Source organism: Virgibacillus sp. LDC1 (genome assembly GCF_025792345.1).
GTDB classification, from domain to species: domain Bacteria; phylum Bacillota; class Bacilli; order Paenibacillales; family Paenibacillaceae; genus Paenibacillus_AQ; species Paenibacillus_AQ lautus.
Genome location: NZ_JAOXLZ010000005.1, coordinates 330,730 through 348,649 on the forward strand (window position 1 = coordinate 330,730; position 17,920 = coordinate 348,649).

Here is a 17,920-nt window from a genome sequence, read left to right on the forward strand (position 1 = left end):
CACTATACGAAGGAGGACGACTTTGATGTTTATTCATATGAAAGAGCTTCAATTCCGGGCAAAACCTGAGAAGCCGGATCCGGTATATGCAAGAAAGCTTCAAGAGGTGCTGGGTGGCCAGTATGGTGAAATGTCCGTTATGATGCAGTATCTTTTCCAAGGATTTAACTGCCGGGCAGACCGGAAATATCGGGATATGCTGCTGGATATCGGAACCGAGGAGATTGGTCATGTCGAGATGCTGAGTACGATGATAGCCCAGCTTCTTGACGGTGCTCCTGCGGATCAAGTCGATGAAGCGGCGAAGGATCCGTTGATTGCCGCCGCACTCGGAGGCATGAATCCTCAGCATGCCATCGTATCGGGATTGGGCGCGACGCCGACGGACAGCAACGGTTATCCCTGGAACAGCAAATACATCATCGCGAGCGGAAATCTGTTGGCTGACTTCCGTGCGAATCTGAACGCGGAGTCCCAAGGCTTGCTCCAGGTCGTACGCTTGTACGAGCAGACGACGGATCCGGGTGTCCGAGACATGTTGTCCTTCATGATAGCCCGCGATATCATGCATCAAAATCAGTGGCTGGCCGCGATCGAAGAGATTGAGGCCATTGAAGGCCCGATTGCTCCTGCTTCGTTTCCGCGCGAACGTGCCGTAGAAGAAGCTACCCGCCAGTTCATGAATTTCTCCGTAGGCGAGGAGAGCAGTGCGGGACGCTGGGCGAACGGACCGCTGCCAGACGGTACCGGCCATTTCGAATACGTGGCAAATCCGACAGCATATGGCGACGCCCCCGTATTAAATCCTGCCGCCAAACACCAGCATTCCACGCTTGGCACAGGTCCATATGTGGTGAATGAAGGAACCCAGAAGTAGTGTTTAATATTTTAGAGATGGGTTAAATACATGACATAGCAGCAACAAAAAACAACTTAGGAGTGATGAACAATGGCTAACAACAACGGTAGCAAAATGAGCAGAGAAGAAGCGGGACGCAAAGGCGGCGAAGCAACGGCCAAGAATCACGACAAGGAGTTTTATCAAGAAATCGGCCGTAAAGGCGGAGAAGCCACATCAGAGTCCCATGATAAGGAATTCTATGAGGAAATCGGTCGCAAGGGCGGAGAATCCAGAGGCAATCAAAACAATAACGATTAAATCAATCTACAATCCAAAAATAGCAAGCTTTTAAAAAGCAGCGGCGGTTCTCGTTGAAAAAACGGAATCCGCCGCTGCTTTATTTTTGAGCTAACCGTAACCGCTGAGCCCGGCGTGTGCCGGACGCTGTCAGGCTATCTTGAATTTAAGTCCATCGCGCCGCCCACAGCTTCATTTCCTTGCAGATGACATGCAGGTCCATGCCTTTCGGCGTCAGCGTGTATTCCACCGTAACCGGAACGGTAGGGAATACTTCGCGTTCAAGCACGCCCTGTTCCTCCAGATGGCGAAGCGTCGTGGTCAGTGCCCGCGGACTGACATTCGGGATTTGCCGCTGCAGCTCGCCGAATCGTTTCGTGCCCCCAAAGAGCTCGCGGATGACGAGAAATGCCCATTTCCCGCCTAAGACCAGCAGCGTTTTTTCGATATTACATTCGATATGATCGGGAGTTTTCGGTATGTAACTGCTCGATTTATTACCCATAACGGTAGGCTCCTTCCGGTATTCTATTAACTATACTCAAGTATATCAGCTATCCTTCTTATAATATAGTGAAGAACATTTCACTTCTTCCCTGAGAATAGGAACTACTATAAAATAGCAAATGTAGCATCCAAGTTATTCTATTGAAGGAGGATTTGCCATGAAATACAGAAGATTAGGACGTACAGGTCTCAAGGTCAGTGAGATCAGCTTGGGAAGCTGGCTTACATATGGTGGTTATGTTGAACGCGAGAATGCGGTCAACGCGATTAAAACGGCCTATGATCTTGGCATTAACTTTTTTGATACGGCGAATGTCTACGAGAAGGGCGCAGCCGAAGTGTTGGTTGGCGAAACCTTGAAAGCGTATCCGCGCGAGTCTTACGTGCTGGCGACCAAGGCATTTTGGCCCATGGGCGATGGCCCGAACGACCGCGGCTTGTCCCGCAAGCATATTATGGAGCAGGCGCATGCCAGCTTGAAGCGGCTTAACCATGATTACGTGGATATTTTCTACTGCCACCGTCATGATCCGGAAACGCCGCTTGATGAGACGCTTCGGGCGATCGATGACCTCGTCCGCCAGGGGAAGGTGCTCTATGTCGGCGTCAGTGAATGGCAGGCATCGCAAATCGCGGAAGCGTTGACGGTAGCGGATCGCTACCTGCTCGACCGCATTGTCGTTAACCAGCCGATCTACAATATGTTTGAGCGTTACATCGAAAAGGAAATCATTCCGCTGAGCGAGCGTTCCGGGATTGGGCAGGTGGTATTCTCACCGTTGGCACAAGGTCTGCTGACAGGTAAGTATACCTCCGCTTCCGATATTCCAGAGGACAGCCGTGCCGCGAAGCTGGAATGGATGCGCAAAGGCATTACCGAGGAGAAAATCGCGAAGGTTCGCGAGCTGGAGAAGATTGCGGCAGAGCTTGAGGTATCCGTAGGTAATCTGGCGCTTGCCTGGATTCTGCGCCAGCCGAACGTAGCCAGTGCGCTTGTCGGCGCAAGCCGTCCGGAGCAGGTAACCGAGAATGCGAAGGCATCCGGTATCGAGCTTAGCGAAGAGGTTCAGGCTCGGATTGAAGAGATTTTGAAGTAGGGAGTCATGCTAAAACACATAAAGCCTTCTCAACAATTCGTTGAGAAGGCTTTATTACGTTGTGTTTACCCCAACCGATAAGTCGCGAACGGCTTGGCATGCACAAAGTCGTCGCTGATTTCATCCAGGCTGGAACCCAGTGCCTCATCGACCTCAATCTCCAGGCTCTTCAGGTTATCGTCCAGCTGCTCGGTTTTCGTAGCGCCGACAATAACGGTCGAGACGGCAGGGCGATTCATCAGCCAGGCTAGGGACAGGGCGCTTGGGGAATGACCATGCTCTGCAGCCAGCTGACTGACCTGCTGCCCGAGTTTCAGATTGCGATCTTCCAGGAAGCGATTGAAGTTGGGGTCCGTTTCCGCACGGGAGCCGGCAGGCGTGCTTGCGCCCTGACCGTATTTGCCGGTGAGAATGCCGCCGGCCAGCGGGAAATACGGGATGATGCCGACGCCCTGATCAAGGCAGAGGGGGACTAGCTCTAGTTCCGGCGTCCGGTCGGCGAGGGAATAACTCGTTTGGGTGGATACATACCGGGTGTATCCGCGCAGCTCGCTGATCCCAAGCGCCTTCATAATTTCCCAGGAGGCATAGTTGGAAGCGCCGATATATCGGACCTTGCCCGATGTTACCATGTCGTCCAGCGTACGCAAGGTTTCCTCAAGGGGAGTATTGGGATCAAACGTATGGATCTGATACAGGTCCACATAGTCGGTTTTCAGCCGCTTCAAGCTGTTCTCCAGCTCTTGCTGCAGATGATAGCGGGAGGAGCCTCGTTCGTTCGGCCCTTGGCCGTTCACAAGACCGGCTTTCGTAGCTAATACAACGTTATGGCGTTTGCCGGCAAGCGCTTGTCCAATGATGCGCTCGGATTCCGAACCCGCGTAAATATTGGCGGTATCGATGAAATTGATGCCATGATCCAGTGCATGGTCTATGATGCGGGTGGATGTTTCTTGATCGGCTCTTTTGCCAAAAGCATTCGTTCCAAGACCGAGCACCGAAACCTTCAGTCCGCTGTTGCCAAGACGACGGTAGTTCATCTTGATCCACTCCTTTATGTATAGATTTCCTATAGTATAAACATGTTCCCGGAATCGGTTCAAATGGATCGAGCGCGAAAGAAAGATATAGATGTAAGATTCTACATCTTTTTTCGACAATATCTAAAAAAAGTGATTAACTTCCATCCCATCAAATGGTAATATGGTCTTAGGAGAAAAGATTCGGATTAGCCATGGGATATACTACATAAGAACTACTTCAGATGTTGGAGTACGACTTCTTTTTTCACTAATCGTTGGAGTGTGAATCATGAAGATTTATCTGAAAAATGATGCTGGGGTAACTAAACAAGTAAAGGTAGGCTTTAGCTGGACGACGCTGTTCTTTGCCTTCTTCCCGGCTTTGTTTCGAGGCGATCTGAAGTGGGCAGTAATCATGTTTATTATCTCTGCCGTCGTCGGTCCATTTACGTTGGGAATAGGAGCTTGGATTAGCGGAATCATATTCTCATTCGTGTATAACAAGATTTACATTAAAGAACTGTTGGAAAAGGGGTATCGCCCTGCCACTGAGGAAGCTCGAGTGGTTCTCGAGAGTAACCACATTATTGCGAGAGTAGCATAGTTTTATTTCATGCATAAAGCCTGGACCCTGAGTGAATCTTTCATTCAAAGCTCCAGGCTTTACTGTTTCTTTAGCCTAATCGATGAAGAAGTTTGTGACTAAAATCTAAAGTTGCGCAAATAGCCTTAGGGCTCCTTGCGATTGGCCAAATATTACGATAGGATAGTTACGTACGATTTGGAAGGGGGATTATCATATGAATGAAGCGATTTTTAACCAATTGGATTTTGCCAGAGGAGCGACACTAAAGTCGATCGAAAATGTAACGGAGCAAGAGGCTGATATCATCCCGGAAGGATTTGCGAATAGCATTCGCTGGAACTTGGGACATATCTACACCGTGCATGAGCAGTTCGCTTTTGCAACGGCCGGCGAGCAGCCCCGTCTTCCGGAAGGATTCGAGGCTTGGTTCGCAACCGGAACCAAACCTGCCGATTGGACGTCGAAGCCGCCTGCACTGTCCGAACTGGTGGAGCTTTTGCAGGAGCAAACGACCCGTATCCGCGAAACCTTCTCGAATCGCCTGGACCAAGCGTCGGCTCATCCGTTGACGATCGGTCCCTTGACGTTCCAAACCGTGGGAGAATTCCTTGTGTTCAGCTTGTATCATGAAGGAATGCACACGCAGACGATCAAGGCTTACAGAAAATTGATAAAGTAATACGATGAACACGAAACGATAGAAGGATTGCGCATCCCTTCTATCGTTTTTGTTTGTCGCTGCGGTGATCGATCCTTATAATGGAATCAGCACAGATGGGATCATCGATTGGAGGATATGACGATTATGGCGATTGAAATCGAACGCAAATACCTTTTGGAGGCTTACCCGGAAGACTTGATATCGGAAGGAACCATCGTGGTCGAAAAAGAGCAGTTCATCGAGCAGACGTATTTGGCGCTGGATAGGGATCAGGAGCTTCGGGTCCGCAAAATAACGGATTTGAAAACGGGTCAGCTTGAATTCACCCATACGTTCAAAAAAGGGTGGGGGATTGCCAGGGAGGAAGTGGAGTACGCGATTTCCGAAGGACTCTATGACCAAGTGGTGAAGGCACATGGCGCAATTCCGCTGACCAAGAGACGGGTAACCGCCCGATGGGGCAGCACGATCATCGAAATCGATGATTATGCGCAGATAAGCTTGCTGGTGCTGGAAGTAGAGTTTCCTTCCATGGAAGCTGCAGATGGCTTTGTCCCGCCGGCATGGTTCGGACAAGATATCAGCACGGATAAACAATACAGCAACAAGAAGGTATGGCGGGATCTGCAGCTGCAAGCAGGCAGGGGAGCCTAACGGATATAGTCACGAAAGGAATGGCCGACATAGGAAACGCATGCAGCTAGGATGTGGATACTGCGCTTTCTCATATGATTGTAAGAAAGGCTCTTCGCGGGTGGTCATGTTTGATCGCTCGCAAGAGCCTTTTTTATGGCATTCAGCCAAAATCCTGTAGTAAGGCGAACAATATTTGACGATTGCAGGGTGTTTTGAGCAGCGATCGACTTTTTTTGACAAGAGTATTGTAAACGGTTTATTATTATAATATAATATTATCATGATAATTAATTATTATATCGCAAGTGATGACACACATAAAACATGACGGTTTATCAGAGAAGGGAGAGGCTCTTCATGAATGGAAACCAGCAGCTGCTTGAAAGCTATTTTCCGATTGCTTCTTTTATCGCGGCGATCATCGGACCTCAATGCGAGGTGGTCGTTCACGATATCAGCGATCCGGAACGCTCCATCATCTTTATCGAGAACGGCCATATTAGCGGACGCAGGGTCGGCGATGCCTCGACAGACCTCGTATTGAAGATTTTGAAGGCGGAGGCCTACCGCGAAGAGCAGTTCATCGCGAACTACAAAGCTTCCAGCGCGCGGGGGCAGACCTTCCGATCGTCTACGTATTTTATTAAGAACGGGAGCGGCGAGCTGGTCGGCCTTATGTGCCTTAACATCGACATCACGCATATGGAGGTTGCGGCCGACTGGATCAACAGCATTTTGCAGGGAGGATCGCTTACGCCGCCGGCAGCCCTGGATGCACCCAAGGAGGACAAGCCGTCCACCGAATACCTGCAGGGGAACGTGGACGATTTGCTTCAGCACATCATCCAGACCGTCCTAGGCAAAATCAGCATTCCGGCGGACCGTTTATCTTCGAACGAGAAGATCGAGATTGTGAAGGAATTGAACGAGCAGGGCGTATTTCTGCTGAAGGGCGGAGTTTCCAAGGTTGCCGCGGCTTTATCCATATCGGAGCCTACCGTGTATCGCTATTTGCAGAAGCTGAAATAAGCGGCTTGTACCTTAATATTCAAGTAGTGCATCTTGAAACAATGGAAGGTGACATCATGACATATAACTTTGACAAGGTCGTCAGTCGGTTTGGCACGAACAGCGCAAAATGGGACGGGATGGCGCAGAGCATGGGGAGCGACATGATCGCTCTCTCCGTGGCGGATATGGATCTACCGGCTCCGCCCATGGTGGTAGATAAGGTGGCAGAGGCAGCGCGTCACGGCATTTACGGATATACCGATCCGTTTCCGCCTTACTTCGAAGCTGTCCGTACCTGGCTCGATAAGGCCTATGACTGGCAGGTCGAGCCCGATTGGATCGTATTTTGTCCGCGCATTGTGCAAGCCGTTTCGGTCATTATTCAGAATTTCACGGAAGCCGGAGACGGAATTCTTGTCCACACGCCTGTTTATCAGCCCGTTGCGAAAGCGGTTACGCTAAATGACCGGATATTGGTTGAAAGCCCGCTAAGGCTTGTAGACGGAAGGTATGAGATCGATTTTGACGATATGGAACGGCGGATGCAGGAAGGGGTCAAGATGGTCCTGCTCATATCCCCTCACAATCCGGTGGGCCGCGTATGGACGAGGGATGAGCTTGAACGCATGGCGAAGCTTTGCATCCGGTATGACGCACTGATCGTGTCCGATGATATTCATGCTGATTTCATTCATGAGGGACACGAGCATACCATCATCGCCAAGCTGTCCGAAGAGGTTGCGAATCGTTCCATTATCTGCACGTCACCGGGCAAAACCTTTAACCTGGCTAGTCTCGAAATCGCTAACATTATCATTCCGAATGCTGCGCTTCGGGAGCAGTTTAAGCACGGTCTGCTGCAGGCGGGGATTCATAATCCCACATTCTTCTCCGTGCCTGCACTGGAAGTCGCATACACATCGTGTGATGAATGGTTAACGGAACTTCGAGCTTATATCAAAGACAACATTGCTTATGCCCGAACTTTCATAACGGATCATATGCCTGAGCTGGCCGTGATCGAACCAGAGGGGACATATTTGCTGTGGATCGACTGTACGGCCGTGAGCAGCCATGAAAAGGATTTGGTGGAGTGGATCCAGGAAAAAGCGCGCGTCAGCGTCAGCTTCGGTTCATCCTTCGGTCCTGGCGGTGAAGGCTACATCCGGGTCAACGTGGCTGCGCCGCGCCCTGTCTTGCAGGAAGGCCTGAAGCGGCTTGCCGCGGCTTATCCGCTGCATCGTTAACAACCAAAGTTTAAGAGATCAGAAGGAATAAACTTCAAAGGCTCACCATCCTTATCTCGCAAGAAAAACTTCCGCTATATGCGGTCTGTCTTCTGAGAAGGTACGTCGATAGAGGTTTTCTTATTTACATCCAGGGGGAATGCATAATGGTTAAGCCAAAAGAGGAACGAACGATAAAGCAGCCGACCATGTTTCTGGCGCTGCTTCCGATTTTTACGATGGTGATTTTGCTGTGCCTTGGTTACGTATTATTTGAGCTGCCGCCCGAACCGCTGATTATTGTATCAGCCATTGTCGCAGGCCTGATTGCGATCAAGCTGGGTTACAGCTACAACGATATATTGGAATCCATCTCGCAAAAAATTGCGAAAACCATGCCCGCCATCCTCATTCTGATTGTGGTCGGATTTATGATCGGCGCGTGGATGGTCGGCGGTACCATCCCCATGATGATCTACTACGGCCTAAAAATCATCGATCCGCAGTTTTTGCTGATTACCGCTTTTCTCGTGACGTCCGTGGTCTCCGTATGTACGGGCACCTCCTGGGGATCAGCAGGGACAATCGGGGTTGCCTTCATGGGGGTTGGCGCCGGAATGGACGCTAATCTTGCGGCTGTGGCGGGTGCGGTTGTAGCGGGTGCTTACTTCGGGGACAAGCTTTCGCCCCTTTCGGATACAACCAACATCGCGGCTTTGTCCACTGGCGTTAATCTGTATGAGCATATCGGCCATTTGCTGTATACAACGCTGCCGTCCTTTTTCGTGGCGGGGATCGTATACGTGGTCACAGGATTGAACACGCATGTGTCCAGCACCGGGGTTCCCGAGAAGGTGACGGAGATCATGAATACGATGGCAACGATATACGATTGGAACGTGCTTTTGATCCTGCCCGTGCTGATTGTCCTGTACGGCTCGATCACCAAGAAACCTACGATTCCCGTCATGCTGCTGTCATCGTTCGTGGCCATGGCGAACGGCATGATATTTCATGGCTTTACGCTGCAAGACGTAGTGACTTCGGTTGTAAGCGGATTCGATATCGCGATGGTTCATGTTAGCGGTTTTGATCCGAACGCCGTCATTGCGGACATTCCGCGCCTCATTAACCGGGGCGGCATGAGTTCCATGATGGGGACACTGCTCATCTGTTTCAGCGCGATCACATTTGCCGGCACGATATCGCTGACCAAATCGCTGGAGCTGATTGTCGATAAGCTCTTAAAGCATGTGCGTTCCACGGGATCGTTGATCCTGGCCACAATTGCAACAGGCTTGACCATGATCGGTGTGACCAGTAACGGGCAGGTCTCCATTCTGATGCCGGGCGAGATGCTCCGTGAGGCTTACATCCGGCGCGGTCTCCATCCGAAGAACCTGGGGCGTACGGTGGAGGATTCCGCCGCCATTACCGAACCGATTCTGCCATGGACGGCAGCGGGTGCCTATATGGCCGGTACACTGGGCGTAGCGACACTATCCTATTTACCTTGGGCGGTGCTGTGCTGGACTGGCATTATTTTTGCGACGATCTGGGGTTTTACCGGGTTCGGTATTGCGAAGCTTACCCCCGAGCAGCAGGAGGAAATGCTAAAGGAATACGAAAAAGCCGCATAACGGGAACCGGAACTAGCCTCATGCGGATGATGCAGGAGCTGCATCGGTCCATTCATGCAGGATGGATCAGGAACTGTATCGCTCCAATTCATGCAGGATGAATCAGGATGGATATTTCTTTGGAACTAGGCAACAAATCATTAATATATATGCGTGAATCTATGCGCTAAAGAGGAGAGAACACCATGACACAACTAGAGAGAAAAACCATCGCAACCCAGCAGGCTCCAGGAGCAATCGGCCCTTATTCCCAAGCCGTGCAATACGGAAATCTTCTGTTTACATCCGGCCAGCTTGGTATGGATGCGTCGGGGCAATTCGCGCCGACGGTAGAAGAACAGGCGAAACGCTCCCTGCTTAACGTGAAAGCGATCCTGGAAGCTGCCGGCTTCGGCATGGAGCATATCGTCAAGACGACCGTCTTCCTGAAGGACATGAACGATTTTCAAGCAGTCAACGAGGTGTATGCTTCTTTCTTTGCCGAACCGTATCCGGCACGGAGCGCCGTAGAGGTTGCCCGATTGCCGAAGGATGGTCTTGTTGAGATTGAAGTGGTAGCCAGCAAGCCGTAATAATAAGCGCTCTTCGAGGTAACTGAACATAAAGTTATAAATGAGGTTGCAGCCAAACGGCCGGGCATTATGCCCGGCCGTTTTGTTTAAGCGACTGAAGTATCTTTGTTTATTTCGTACGTCCATAATGCTTCCCGTAAGACAGAACCTTATAGTACAGGCTGTGATCTTTTAACGTTTTGAGCGGATAAATTTGAGGTCTGGTGTTAACCTCGAGAATCCAGGGTCTTCCGCTTGCATCCACGGCGACATCCAGTCCCAGTTCCTTGAAGCCGCGATAGTGGCGGTCAAAATTTTTGCCCACGGCAATGCCGAGTCCCTTGAGTTCGGACTCGAGCTGCTGGGTGAAGGCCGGGCCGAAATTGGCACCGCTCATCGTCTTTTTGAACGTGCCGATGGAGCCGCCCTGATTATAATTGGTGGCGACTTTGTTCGGTTTGCCCACCTTCGTGAATAGGGCGGTGCTGACCCAGGTGCCCTGCCTAGTCTTCTGGACCATCACCCGGATATCGAACGGCTTGCCATTGCTTTTGGCCAAGCGAATTCCTTTTTGCAGGAGATAAGGTCTGCTCCCCGCAAAGCGATTCAGATCGCGGTACAATTGAGATGAGCTTGAGTACGACGTTTTCGTCGTGTTCAGCTGGCATGTGTAGCCCCTGTCTGTTTTGCGAATCCGGATAATGTTCCTGCCGCCTGAACCATCCGTGGGTTTACAGAACACTGTGGAGTAGCTAGCCAGCATGGAATTCAGGTTTTTTTTGCTGAACGGCAGCGTGTGCGGCACGTACTGCCTGAAGTAAGCATCTTCGTTTAACCATTTCGTTTTCTTCCACTTGCTTTTGATGGTACTGCTTTTATAGCTCATAGTTAAGAGGCTCACCTCTCTTTTTTTGTTCAGCATATGCGGAAAAAGTAGAGCAAGCCTCCACGATGGCCTTGAGCCAAGCTATGTGCTCGAAAACAATTTTTTATCGAAAAACAATAAGGTGATAAATAAAACTGCTGCGACAAGCAGAATCGACGCCGGAATGATAAAGGCCAGCAGGGTTGCCGTATTCTGCGTCTGATAATACATCAGCATGCCGAGAGGCATGATCCCGCCCCCGAGAATACTCGTCCAGAAGTGCAGCGCGGCCGTCTTTCTCATACTGAGTTTTTCTCGAAACACGTAGTAGAACATGCCATAGGCAAATAAGGTCAGCCAGCCTACCACCAGAATATGGGCGTGGCCTGCAACCATGCTGTAGTTGCTTTTTCCTGCCATGTCCGCTCCGATCAAAGCGCCGATGAGCATATAGATTGCGGCAATCCGCATCAGCCACTTGCTGTATTTCAACATGGATAAATCGCCCCCTTGGATCTGAATCAGTCCCAATATACAAGAGTTATATGAACGGAGCATGAACAAAACAGGAACGGAATTGAACAGGGGAACGTCATCTACTATAATCAAATAGATCTGATCTAGAAGGAGAGAATTTCCAGGTGCGAAGCCCACTCATTGCTTACTGTCTTTCGAAGAAAGCTGCGGTCGAGGACTATCCGTTCGGACCGCTTCCGATCGTCATGAAGGTTGGCGGCAAAATGTTTGCCCTGATTACCACAACGGCAGGAGAGAAGGTCAGCCATATTTCCCTGAAATGCGATCCGGTGATCGCGGAGAATTTACGCCAGCAGCATGAAGCCGTGCAGCCCGGGTATCATCTCAACAAGAAACATTGGAATACGGTTGCCGTGGATGGTTCCTTAACGGAGGCGGACCTCCACGATATGATTGATCATTCCTATGATTTGGTGCTGAAAAGTTTACCGAAAGCTCAGCGCGTTGCGATCTCTCAGCGGCTGGTATGAGGCCTGCTGAAACGAAGCATCGCCCTGTGGCAGTGGAGGCAGAAACATCCATTTGCCAGAGGGCGACTATTAGATGATACCATCAAATATGTTCCAGCCTATCCGTGAGACCGGTTTCGTATCAGAAGGGTCTCATTCCCAAAGTATCTACTTTCTCACCGGTAATATCAACGCCCATACGGCTTGTAATATCTCGGTAATGGCCGGCGCGCCGCTGTACCGGGCTGCCCTCGGTTTCACCGAGGTTGGCTTCCAAGCCGTTCAAGACCATCACGGTCGTGCCGAAGCCGGGATCGCCCAGCCCTCTGAACTTCTCGAGCGGGGAAGGCTTCCATCTGCCAACCATCACGTCATGGGCGGAAGGCTTCGGGTCCTGCGGCGTCATCCAGAACAGGATGGCGGTCATGTAGCCGATCTTGCCGTCAGCGGCAACGATCTCCGGATGGTCCAGCAGCACGCTTTTGTCTCCATAAATGATGGAACTGAACAGGCCGTAGTTGAAGTTCCAGCTGAGCATGATCGGTCCCCGTCCATAATAGCGTTTGCCTGGTGTTCCGGGATACAGCTCAGCGCTGTCAGGATCGACGAAGGCATCCTTGTTGACGCCGGTCCGGCCGGCGATGTTCTCGTTCCAGAACAACCCCCAACGGAGCGGTCCTCCCGGAGCGGTCGCCCAGCCTCCGCCCGTCTCGTGGGACAGATTGGCGAGGAAGGCTGCCAGCTCGCGCTTGCGGTCCTTCTTGAAGCCTTCCTTCAGGAAAGTGCCACCGTCAATGATAACGGTTTCAATCGCTTGGTTAAGGTTCTCAGCCGCATGGAAGTCAGCTGAACGCACAACGAGTGTTTCAACGCGGGCGTCCTTGTCTAATCGGTAAATCTCCTGCGCGGAAGGGGTTCCTTGCCGCGTGTTGATCTTGATCTTCAGATTGGAGACCTCCGCGACCGCGTGGATGAGATTATCGTATGAGAAATAGTCCGTCTGATCGGCTTTGTAGTATTCTTTGCCCTTGGCGACTTTATACCATTCCGCCGAACCTAGCCGGTAAGGGAACAACGCCTCGAAATCTTCCTCCGAGAGCAGCGCTTTAACGGCTGCGATCGCCTTCTCCGGTGTGTAATCCGGATCGAGCCCGTCCCAGTTCTGGTCGATCTCCTTGCGGCTGATTAGCCGGTGCTCCCCGATCGCCAGGGAACGGATGGGATTCTCCGTGATTTGTGCTGGACCCGAGGGGCTGGATTGGGTGCTGGATGGCGTTTTCGTTGGTGATGCCTCGGCTTGGGGCGCTTCATCTGCTGCAAAGGCATGAAGCGGGGTCATGAGGAGCGCAGCGCCGAGGGCTGCAATCATACTTCGCTGGATCATGCTGCGAGATAACGGATATTTCCATACGGTCATACACATTCTCCTCTATATCATTGGGATTGGATTACACTGCCATCATATATACGGTATGTTGTTTTGTACATAGTCAGGAAATCCCACGATGTTACGCGCGGTTGACACTGAAGGGAACCTCCAGCGCGACCAAGCGGGTTGAGATGTGACGATAGGCAGGGGATTTGCTGTGGAATCACCAAGGATACCGTCGAAGTTCGAATACCGGCATTCGCAGCATCCTCCAACTTGATGACTAGTTTTTTAACGCAAAAACATTATAATGTTATTATGTTTTTAATTCTATCAATCTACTAATCTATGGAAAGGATGCCTCACTCCATTTTGTTCTGTTCATTTGCGTAATTTCATATATATTAGAGATTCATCATCTTATAGACGAAGAAGGGTTAACTGACATGAGTTTATTTGTTCGCGAAAAAGGGTTCTACAAAAGTTTTTTCTGGCTGACGCTTGTGATCGGGATGCAGAACCTGATATCGGTCGGCGTGAACTTGTCGGACAACGTCATGCTGGGAGGATACAGTGAATCGGCGCTATCAGGCGTTGCCCTCGCGAACCAGATCCAATTCCTGCTGCACATGCTGGTTTTGGGCGTATGCGAAGGATTGGTCATCATGTCGTCCAGATTTTGGGGAGCGAAGGATCTAGGCTCCATCAAAAAAGCGGCAAGCATCGGCATGCGCATGGCCATTTTTCTCAGTATTGTGTTATGGGCAATCGTGTTCTTTTTCCCGCATGAGGTATTGTCCTTGTTTACGAAGGAAGAGAATGTCATAGCCGCCGGCGTGGACTATTTACGAATCATCTGTTTCTCTTATATCTTTTTTGCCGTCACCAATTCCTTGCTGGCTTCACTGCGAAGCGTGGAAACGGTAAAAATCGGCTTTGTGGTATCGTTATCGACCCTGATTATCAACATCTGCCTGAACTATATCCTCATCTACGGGTATTTGGGTTTTCCTGAACTTGGCGTGGCCGGATCGGCTATCGCTACCCTGACGGCCAGGATCATTGAATGCGTGATCGTCATCGTTTATATTAAGCGGTTTGATCGTAAAATCTTGCTGAAGATGCAGGATTTCCTGCAGTTCGATATGGAGCTCTTCAAACAATACATTCGTGTAGGCTCCCCGATCCTGCTGTCCAACACGATATGGGGGCTTGCCATGGCGGCACAAACCGCCATCCTGGGGCATATGGGAGAATCGGCGATTGCCGCCAACAGCATTGCCACAACGATTTTCCAGATGGTGACGGTCATCGTATACGCTTCGGCCAGCGCAACGGCTGTGCTGATTGGGAAGACCATCGGAGAAGGTTTGATGGACAAAATCATATCCTATGCCAAAACGCTGCAGATTCTGTATATCCTTCTCGGCTTGCTGACGGGCGCTGTGCTGTTTGTGATTAAGGATTTTGTGCTGGGCTTCTACTCCATATCCGATGAGGCGAAAACCCTCGCGCTGCATTTCATGACGGTGTTGTCGATCACCGTAGTCGGAACCGCTTATCAGATGCCGGCCTTGACGGGCATTGTGCGAAGCGGGGGAGACACCCGTTTTGTGCTCTACAACGATTTGATTTTTATGTGGCTGATCGTGCTGCCCTCATCGGCATTATGCGCGTTCGTGTTCCATTTATCACCGCTCGCCATATTCATTTGCTTGAAGTCCGATCAGATTCTGAAGTGTTTTGTGGCGATCGTAAAGGTCAACCGATTCAAATGGATACGATCCTTCAGCTCATGATGGATAGACGGTTGTCTTAAGGAAAATCGATAAAGTAAAAGGAACCCCGGGTCCACGGACCGACCGGAGTTCCTTTTTTAGATATTACAGAATGTATAAGTTTTCAGCGACGCGTAAGCAATTCTTGTATTGGGGTATGGTATTGGGGCCCCCGCATCAATCCTCCAGCAGGTTTAATGACTGGGCTTTAACCAGAGCCTGCGTGCGGGTAGTCACGCCGAGCTTGCCATACAGTCTGGATAAATATACCCGGATCGTTCCTTCGGACAGGCCAAGTGCAGCGGCCATCTGTTTATTGGCGGCACCTTGCCGGATCAGACGCAGAAGATTCATTTCGTTCCGATTCAGTTGTTCCGGGAGAACAGGCGTGGATACCTTATCGGATGAAGGATCCGCTTGAGAATAATCAGGGAAATACTCCAACAGTATGCGTACATATTCAAGCAGCTGATGCTGCTCCGGCTTTAAGTCGATTGCTTGTCCTTGGTGGTTTGCGTACAGCCTCAGCAGTTGGTACATATCCTCTCCTTCGTCGAGGAAGGAACGGACATAACCGTTCTGTGCTCCTATACGCAATGCGTCGCCAAGGAGATGAAGGGACTGCTTTCGCTGACCACGCTGATATTCCATCAGCGCTTGCAGGCCTGTGATCTCTATGATGCTGGATCGCTGCTGTTCGCGCTCAGCCTGGGGTTTTAACAGCTCCAGGAGGTGAAGCGCCTCGGCTTCTCTGCGCTGTTTGCCTAATAGGCGAACGAGAACCAAATATTCGGTTTCCCGGCTATAGGTTGGTCTGTCCTTGACGGAAATGGGGAGGCCTGCAGCTTCCTTCCGGGCTTCGGATATACGCCCTTCCCGGATATAGAGCATGCACCGTATAGCCTTTAATGGAGCAAGCCATGAGATTGCTTTCCTGGCAAGGACAGCGGTCCACGCTTCATCCAGAGCATAATGGGCCAGATGAAACTTGCCCTCCGCAGCGTACAGCTTGGCATCGGTTATATGAAGCGGCACGAACAAACCCATCGTTTCTTTGGCGGGGGGCGCGTTTCGAATCTGCGCCAGCAGCTGACGGCATTCGGTAAGCCGGTTCCATTCATAATACCCCTCGCACAAGGACTGCTTGACATATAAATTCATGAGCGAATGCTCCCATCCATGGGATTCCAGCACACCGGTAAACAGATGTGCGATCCTCTCCGTATCGGCGGAAAGAGCTCCTTTCATGCCAAGCGGTGTACGTCTTACGTAAGGCTCCCGTCGGTTGTAATCAAACTGGTAGTATATCGGATTGTCGGGCAACAGGTTGTCGAGGATGCCTTCGCTGAAAGCGAACCATTTACCGAAGTCCCCGTTTAGAAAAACAAGATTGGAACGCACGAACAGGATGCTGCTTCGGAGCTGCTCCCGTCGATCCGATGCCGCGAGTGCGGCGCACGTTTCTTCAATCCGGGACAGCATGACCTCAGACCGCTCCAGATCCCCTGCCAGAACCACAATAAAGGCATGTGCTAATGACATTTCAAGTGTAATCGAAAATGGGGATGGAATGCGGTCAAACCATTCAAGCAAGGTAGCCATTTCCCCCCGTTCCAGCACGGTTTGCATATGCTGCTCCAGCAAGTTCACGGCACTCTCCATATCCTGTGCTGCAAACATATGGTTAATGGCCTCATCCATTGAACCGATGGAAATGTAATATTGCCCGGCAAGCCGATGACGCTTTATATATTCCCCGTTATATTCACGCAGCAGGAGGTCCAGCAGAAACTGCGAGAACAGATGATGATAGCGAAAGCAGGTGTGATGATCATCCAGTGGAACCAGAAACAGATTCAGCTTCAGCAGCTCCTCCAGCATCGGGCGGCTCTCGCTGAGATCGGTTACAGCATCGCACACCTGAGGATGAAGCTCGGATAGGACTGCGGTCTGCAGGAGAAAAGTGAGCACCTCGGAAGGTAACCTGCCGATCACCTCCTGAAACAGATATTTTGAGATCAAAAGTTGATTTCCCTTCATATCTTCGACGAATGGCTCCAGATCGTTGCCGGCTCGAAGGGAAAGCGAGGCAAGCTGGAGCCCGGTTATCCAGCCTTCCGTTTGATTAAGCAATGTATCCAGTTGCATCGGAGATAGACGGGGCTGGCTGCTGTCTGATTCATGCCGGAAAAAGCGCTCGGTTTCATCGGAGGTGAATTCCAGCTGCTTCATGCCGATATGGTTGACCTCATGGTTAACCATCCCTTTCATCGTGGGGAATGGAAGCTCGGTTCGGGATGAGATGAATAGATGAATATGCTCAGGGAGGTAATCAATCAAGTAGGATATTCCCTCATGGATTGCCTTATAGTGAATGCTGTGCAGGTCCTCGAGAATGAGATTGAGGGCTTCTCGCTCCTCGTATAATTCACTGATCAGCGTGTCCAAAAAGGTTTCAATCGAGGCGCTTGGCAGCAGATGCATATGGTTCATAAGCCGCTCTCCTTGCTGCCTGGGAAGAACCGAGGCCAGTGAGGCCGCAACGTATCGCCAAAAGCGGACGGGATCGTTATCCCGTTCATCCAGTGACACCCAAGCGCATCGTTCGTTGCTTTCATGAGCCCATTGGGCGAGCAGCGTCGATTTGCCGTATCCGGCAGGGGCAATAATGGCAGTCAATTGTCCATTGTGGCCTGCTGTCATCGCTTGAATAAGTCGATCCCGGTGAATGAGATGCTTTTTTAACCCGGGAAGGCTTATTTTCATTTTCAGAATAGGTGAATTGGTCAGTAATTTCATAGGTACCCTCGCAATATACGAACGTTATTTTTACGAAATTTGAGTCAA

17 protein-coding genes and 1 pseudogene are annotated in these 17,920 nt (G+C 50.7%); 12 read left to right on the forward strand and 6 right to left on the reverse strand.

The window, feature by feature from the left end:
• The first annotated feature begins 25 nt into the window (after positions 1–25).
• Together OHJ21_RS26110 and OHJ21_RS26115 are read left to right on the forward strand one after the other, a co-directional pair.
• Positions 26–877, forward strand: a complete 852-nt coding sequence (locus OHJ21_RS26110; protein ID WP_100540517.1) for a manganese catalase — start codon at positions 26–28, stop codon at positions 875–877.
• Positions 878–949: 72 nt separating this feature from the next.
• A pseudogene (locus OHJ21_RS26115) lies at positions 950–1,156 on the forward strand (KGG domain-containing protein); the annotation flags it as partial.
• Positions 1,157–1,304: 148 nt separating this feature from the next.
• Here the strand turns inward: OHJ21_RS26115 and OHJ21_RS26120 are convergent.
• Positions 1,305–1,643 (reverse strand): winged helix-turn-helix transcriptional regulator, encoded by a 339-nt coding sequence (locus OHJ21_RS26120; RefSeq protein WP_100540519.1) that lies wholly within the window; start codon positions 1,641–1,643, stop codon positions 1,305–1,307.
• 160 nt (positions 1,644–1,803) lie between these two features.
• Between OHJ21_RS26120 and OHJ21_RS26125 the strand changes: the two genes are divergently transcribed.
• Positions 1,804–2,742, forward strand: coding sequence for an aldo/keto reductase family protein (locus tag OHJ21_RS26125; RefSeq protein WP_100540520.1), 939 nt, complete (start codon positions 1,804–1,806; stop codon positions 2,740–2,742).
• A 65-nt stretch (positions 2,743–2,807) separates the two neighbouring features.
• Here the strand turns inward: OHJ21_RS26125 and OHJ21_RS26130 are convergent, their stop codons facing one another.
• Complete coding sequence (locus OHJ21_RS26130; RefSeq protein WP_100540521.1) at positions 2,808–3,782, reverse strand: aldo/keto reductase; 975 nt, start codon at positions 3,780–3,782, stop codon at positions 2,808–2,810.
• Between the two features lie 271 nt (positions 3,783–4,053).
• Between OHJ21_RS26130 and OHJ21_RS26135 the strand changes: the two genes are divergently transcribed.
• The 7 genes from OHJ21_RS26135 (at position 4,054) to OHJ21_RS26165 (ending at position 10,096) form a co-directional block, all read left to right on the forward strand.
• Positions 4,054–4,368: a hypothetical protein gene (locus tag OHJ21_RS26135; protein ID WP_100540522.1), complete on the forward strand. Its 315-nt coding sequence runs from the start codon at positions 4,054–4,056 to the stop codon at positions 4,366–4,368.
• Positions 4,369–4,564: 196 nt separating this feature from the next.
• Positions 4,565–5,029: a DinB family protein gene (locus OHJ21_RS26140; RefSeq protein ID WP_100540523.1), complete on the forward strand. Its 465-nt coding sequence runs from the start codon at positions 4,565–4,567 to the stop codon at positions 5,027–5,029.
• Between the two features lie 126 nt (positions 5,030–5,155).
• Positions 5,156–5,665, forward strand: a complete 510-nt coding sequence (locus tag OHJ21_RS26145) for a CYTH domain-containing protein (protein ID WP_100540524.1) — start codon at positions 5,156–5,158, stop codon at positions 5,663–5,665.
• A 339-nt stretch (positions 5,666–6,004) separates the two neighbouring features.
• A complete protein-coding gene (locus OHJ21_RS26150; RefSeq protein WP_100540525.1) occupies positions 6,005–6,676 on the forward strand; it encodes a helix-turn-helix transcriptional regulator in 672 nt (223 codons plus the stop codon).
• 56 nt (positions 6,677–6,732) lie between these two features.
• Positions 6,733–7,905: a MalY/PatB family protein gene (locus OHJ21_RS26155; RefSeq protein WP_100540526.1), complete on the forward strand. Its 1,173-nt coding sequence runs from the start codon at positions 6,733–6,735 to the stop codon at positions 7,903–7,905.
• Between the two features lie 146 nt (positions 7,906–8,051).
• Positions 8,052–9,524 (forward strand): Na+/H+ antiporter NhaC, encoded by a 1,473-nt coding sequence (gene nhaC / locus OHJ21_RS26160; RefSeq protein ID WP_100540527.1) that lies wholly within the window; start codon positions 8,052–8,054, stop codon positions 9,522–9,524.
• A gap of 185 nt (positions 9,525–9,709) precedes the next feature.
• Positions 9,710–10,096 (forward strand): RidA family protein, encoded by a 387-nt coding sequence (locus OHJ21_RS26165; protein WP_100540528.1) that lies wholly within the window; start codon positions 9,710–9,712, stop codon positions 10,094–10,096.
• 109 nt (positions 10,097–10,205) lie between these two features.
• Here the strand turns inward: OHJ21_RS26165 and OHJ21_RS26170 are convergent, their stop codons facing one another.
• A complete protein-coding gene (locus OHJ21_RS26170) occupies positions 10,206–10,961 on the reverse strand; it encodes a YheC/YheD family protein (RefSeq protein WP_100540529.1) in 756 nt (251 codons plus the stop codon).
• An 81-nt stretch (positions 10,962–11,042) separates the two neighbouring features.
• Positions 11,043–11,435 (reverse strand): hypothetical protein, encoded by a 393-nt coding sequence (locus OHJ21_RS26175; RefSeq protein WP_100540530.1) that lies wholly within the window; start codon positions 11,433–11,435, stop codon positions 11,043–11,045.
• Positions 11,436–11,581: 146 nt separating this feature from the next.
• Between OHJ21_RS26175 and OHJ21_RS26180 the strand changes: the two genes are divergently transcribed.
• Positions 11,582–11,947, forward strand: a complete 366-nt coding sequence (locus OHJ21_RS26180) for an MmcQ/YjbR family DNA-binding protein (RefSeq protein ID WP_100540531.1) — start codon at positions 11,582–11,584, stop codon at positions 11,945–11,947.
• A gap of 121 nt (positions 11,948–12,068) precedes the next feature.
• Here the strand turns inward: OHJ21_RS26180 and OHJ21_RS26185 are convergent, their stop codons facing one another.
• Positions 12,069–13,343 (reverse strand): chitinase, encoded by a 1,275-nt coding sequence (locus OHJ21_RS26185; protein ID WP_100540532.1) that lies wholly within the window; start codon positions 13,341–13,343, stop codon positions 12,069–12,071.
• 398 nt (positions 13,344–13,741) lie between these two features.
• Between OHJ21_RS26185 and OHJ21_RS26190 the strand changes: the two genes are divergently transcribed.
• Complete coding sequence (locus OHJ21_RS26190) at positions 13,742–15,094, forward strand: MATE family efflux transporter (RefSeq protein WP_326116197.1); 1,353 nt, start codon at positions 13,742–13,744, stop codon at positions 15,092–15,094.
• A gap of 156 nt (positions 15,095–15,250) precedes the next feature.
• Here the strand turns inward: OHJ21_RS26190 and OHJ21_RS26195 are convergent, their stop codons facing one another.
• Entirely contained in the window at positions 15,251–17,872 is a 2,622-nt protein-coding gene (locus OHJ21_RS26195) for a winged helix-turn-helix domain-containing protein (RefSeq protein WP_100540533.1), read from the reverse strand.
• Positions 17,873–17,920: the final 48 nt, after the last annotated feature.

Excerpts from the sequence above, each read along its gene's own strand:
- OHJ21_RS26110 (WP_100540517.1), top strand. The coding sequence starts at position 26 with ATGTTTATTCATATGAAAGAGCTTCAATTCCGGGCAAAACCTGAGAAG.
- OHJ21_RS26120 (WP_100540519.1), bottom strand. The coding sequence starts at position 1,643 with ATGGGTAATAAATCGAGCAGTTACATACCGAAAACTCCCGATCATATC.
- OHJ21_RS26125 (WP_100540520.1), top strand. The coding sequence starts at position 1,804 with ATGAAATACAGAAGATTAGGACGTACAGGTCTCAAGGTCAGTGAGATC.
- OHJ21_RS26130 (WP_100540521.1), bottom strand. The coding sequence starts at position 3,782 with ATGAACTACCGTCGTCTTGGCAACAGCGGACTGAAGGTTTCGGTGCTC.
- OHJ21_RS26135 (WP_100540522.1), top strand. The coding sequence starts at position 4,054 with ATGAAGATTTATCTGAAAAATGATGCTGGGGTAACTAAACAAGTAAAG.
- OHJ21_RS26140 (WP_100540523.1), top strand. The coding sequence starts at position 4,565 with ATGAATGAAGCGATTTTTAACCAATTGGATTTTGCCAGAGGAGCGACA.
- OHJ21_RS26145 (WP_100540524.1), top strand. The coding sequence starts at position 5,156 with ATGGCGATTGAAATCGAACGCAAATACCTTTTGGAGGCTTACCCGGAA.
- OHJ21_RS26150 (WP_100540525.1), top strand. The coding sequence starts at position 6,005 with ATGAATGGAAACCAGCAGCTGCTTGAAAGCTATTTTCCGATTGCTTCT.
- OHJ21_RS26155 (WP_100540526.1), top strand. The coding sequence starts at position 6,733 with ATGACATATAACTTTGACAAGGTCGTCAGTCGGTTTGGCACGAACAGC.
- nhaC (WP_100540527.1), top strand. The coding sequence starts at position 8,052 with ATGGTTAAGCCAAAAGAGGAACGAACGATAAAGCAGCCGACCATGTTT.
- OHJ21_RS26165 (WP_100540528.1), top strand. The coding sequence starts at position 9,710 with ATGACACAACTAGAGAGAAAAACCATCGCAACCCAGCAGGCTCCAGGA.
- OHJ21_RS26170 (WP_100540529.1), bottom strand. The coding sequence starts at position 10,961 with ATGAGCTATAAAAGCAGTACCATCAAAAGCAAGTGGAAGAAAACGAAA.
- OHJ21_RS26175 (WP_100540530.1), bottom strand. The coding sequence starts at position 11,435 with ATGTTGAAATACAGCAAGTGGCTGATGCGGATTGCCGCAATCTATATG.
- OHJ21_RS26185 (WP_100540532.1), bottom strand. The coding sequence starts at position 13,343 with ATGACCGTATGGAAATATCCGTTATCTCGCAGCATGATCCAGCGAAGT.
- OHJ21_RS26190 (WP_326116197.1), top strand. The coding sequence starts at position 13,742 with ATGAGTTTATTTGTTCGCGAAAAAGGGTTCTACAAAAGTTTTTTCTGG.
- OHJ21_RS26195 (WP_100540533.1), bottom strand. The coding sequence starts at position 17,872 with ATGAAATTACTGACCAATTCACCTATTCTGAAAATGAAAATAAGCCTT.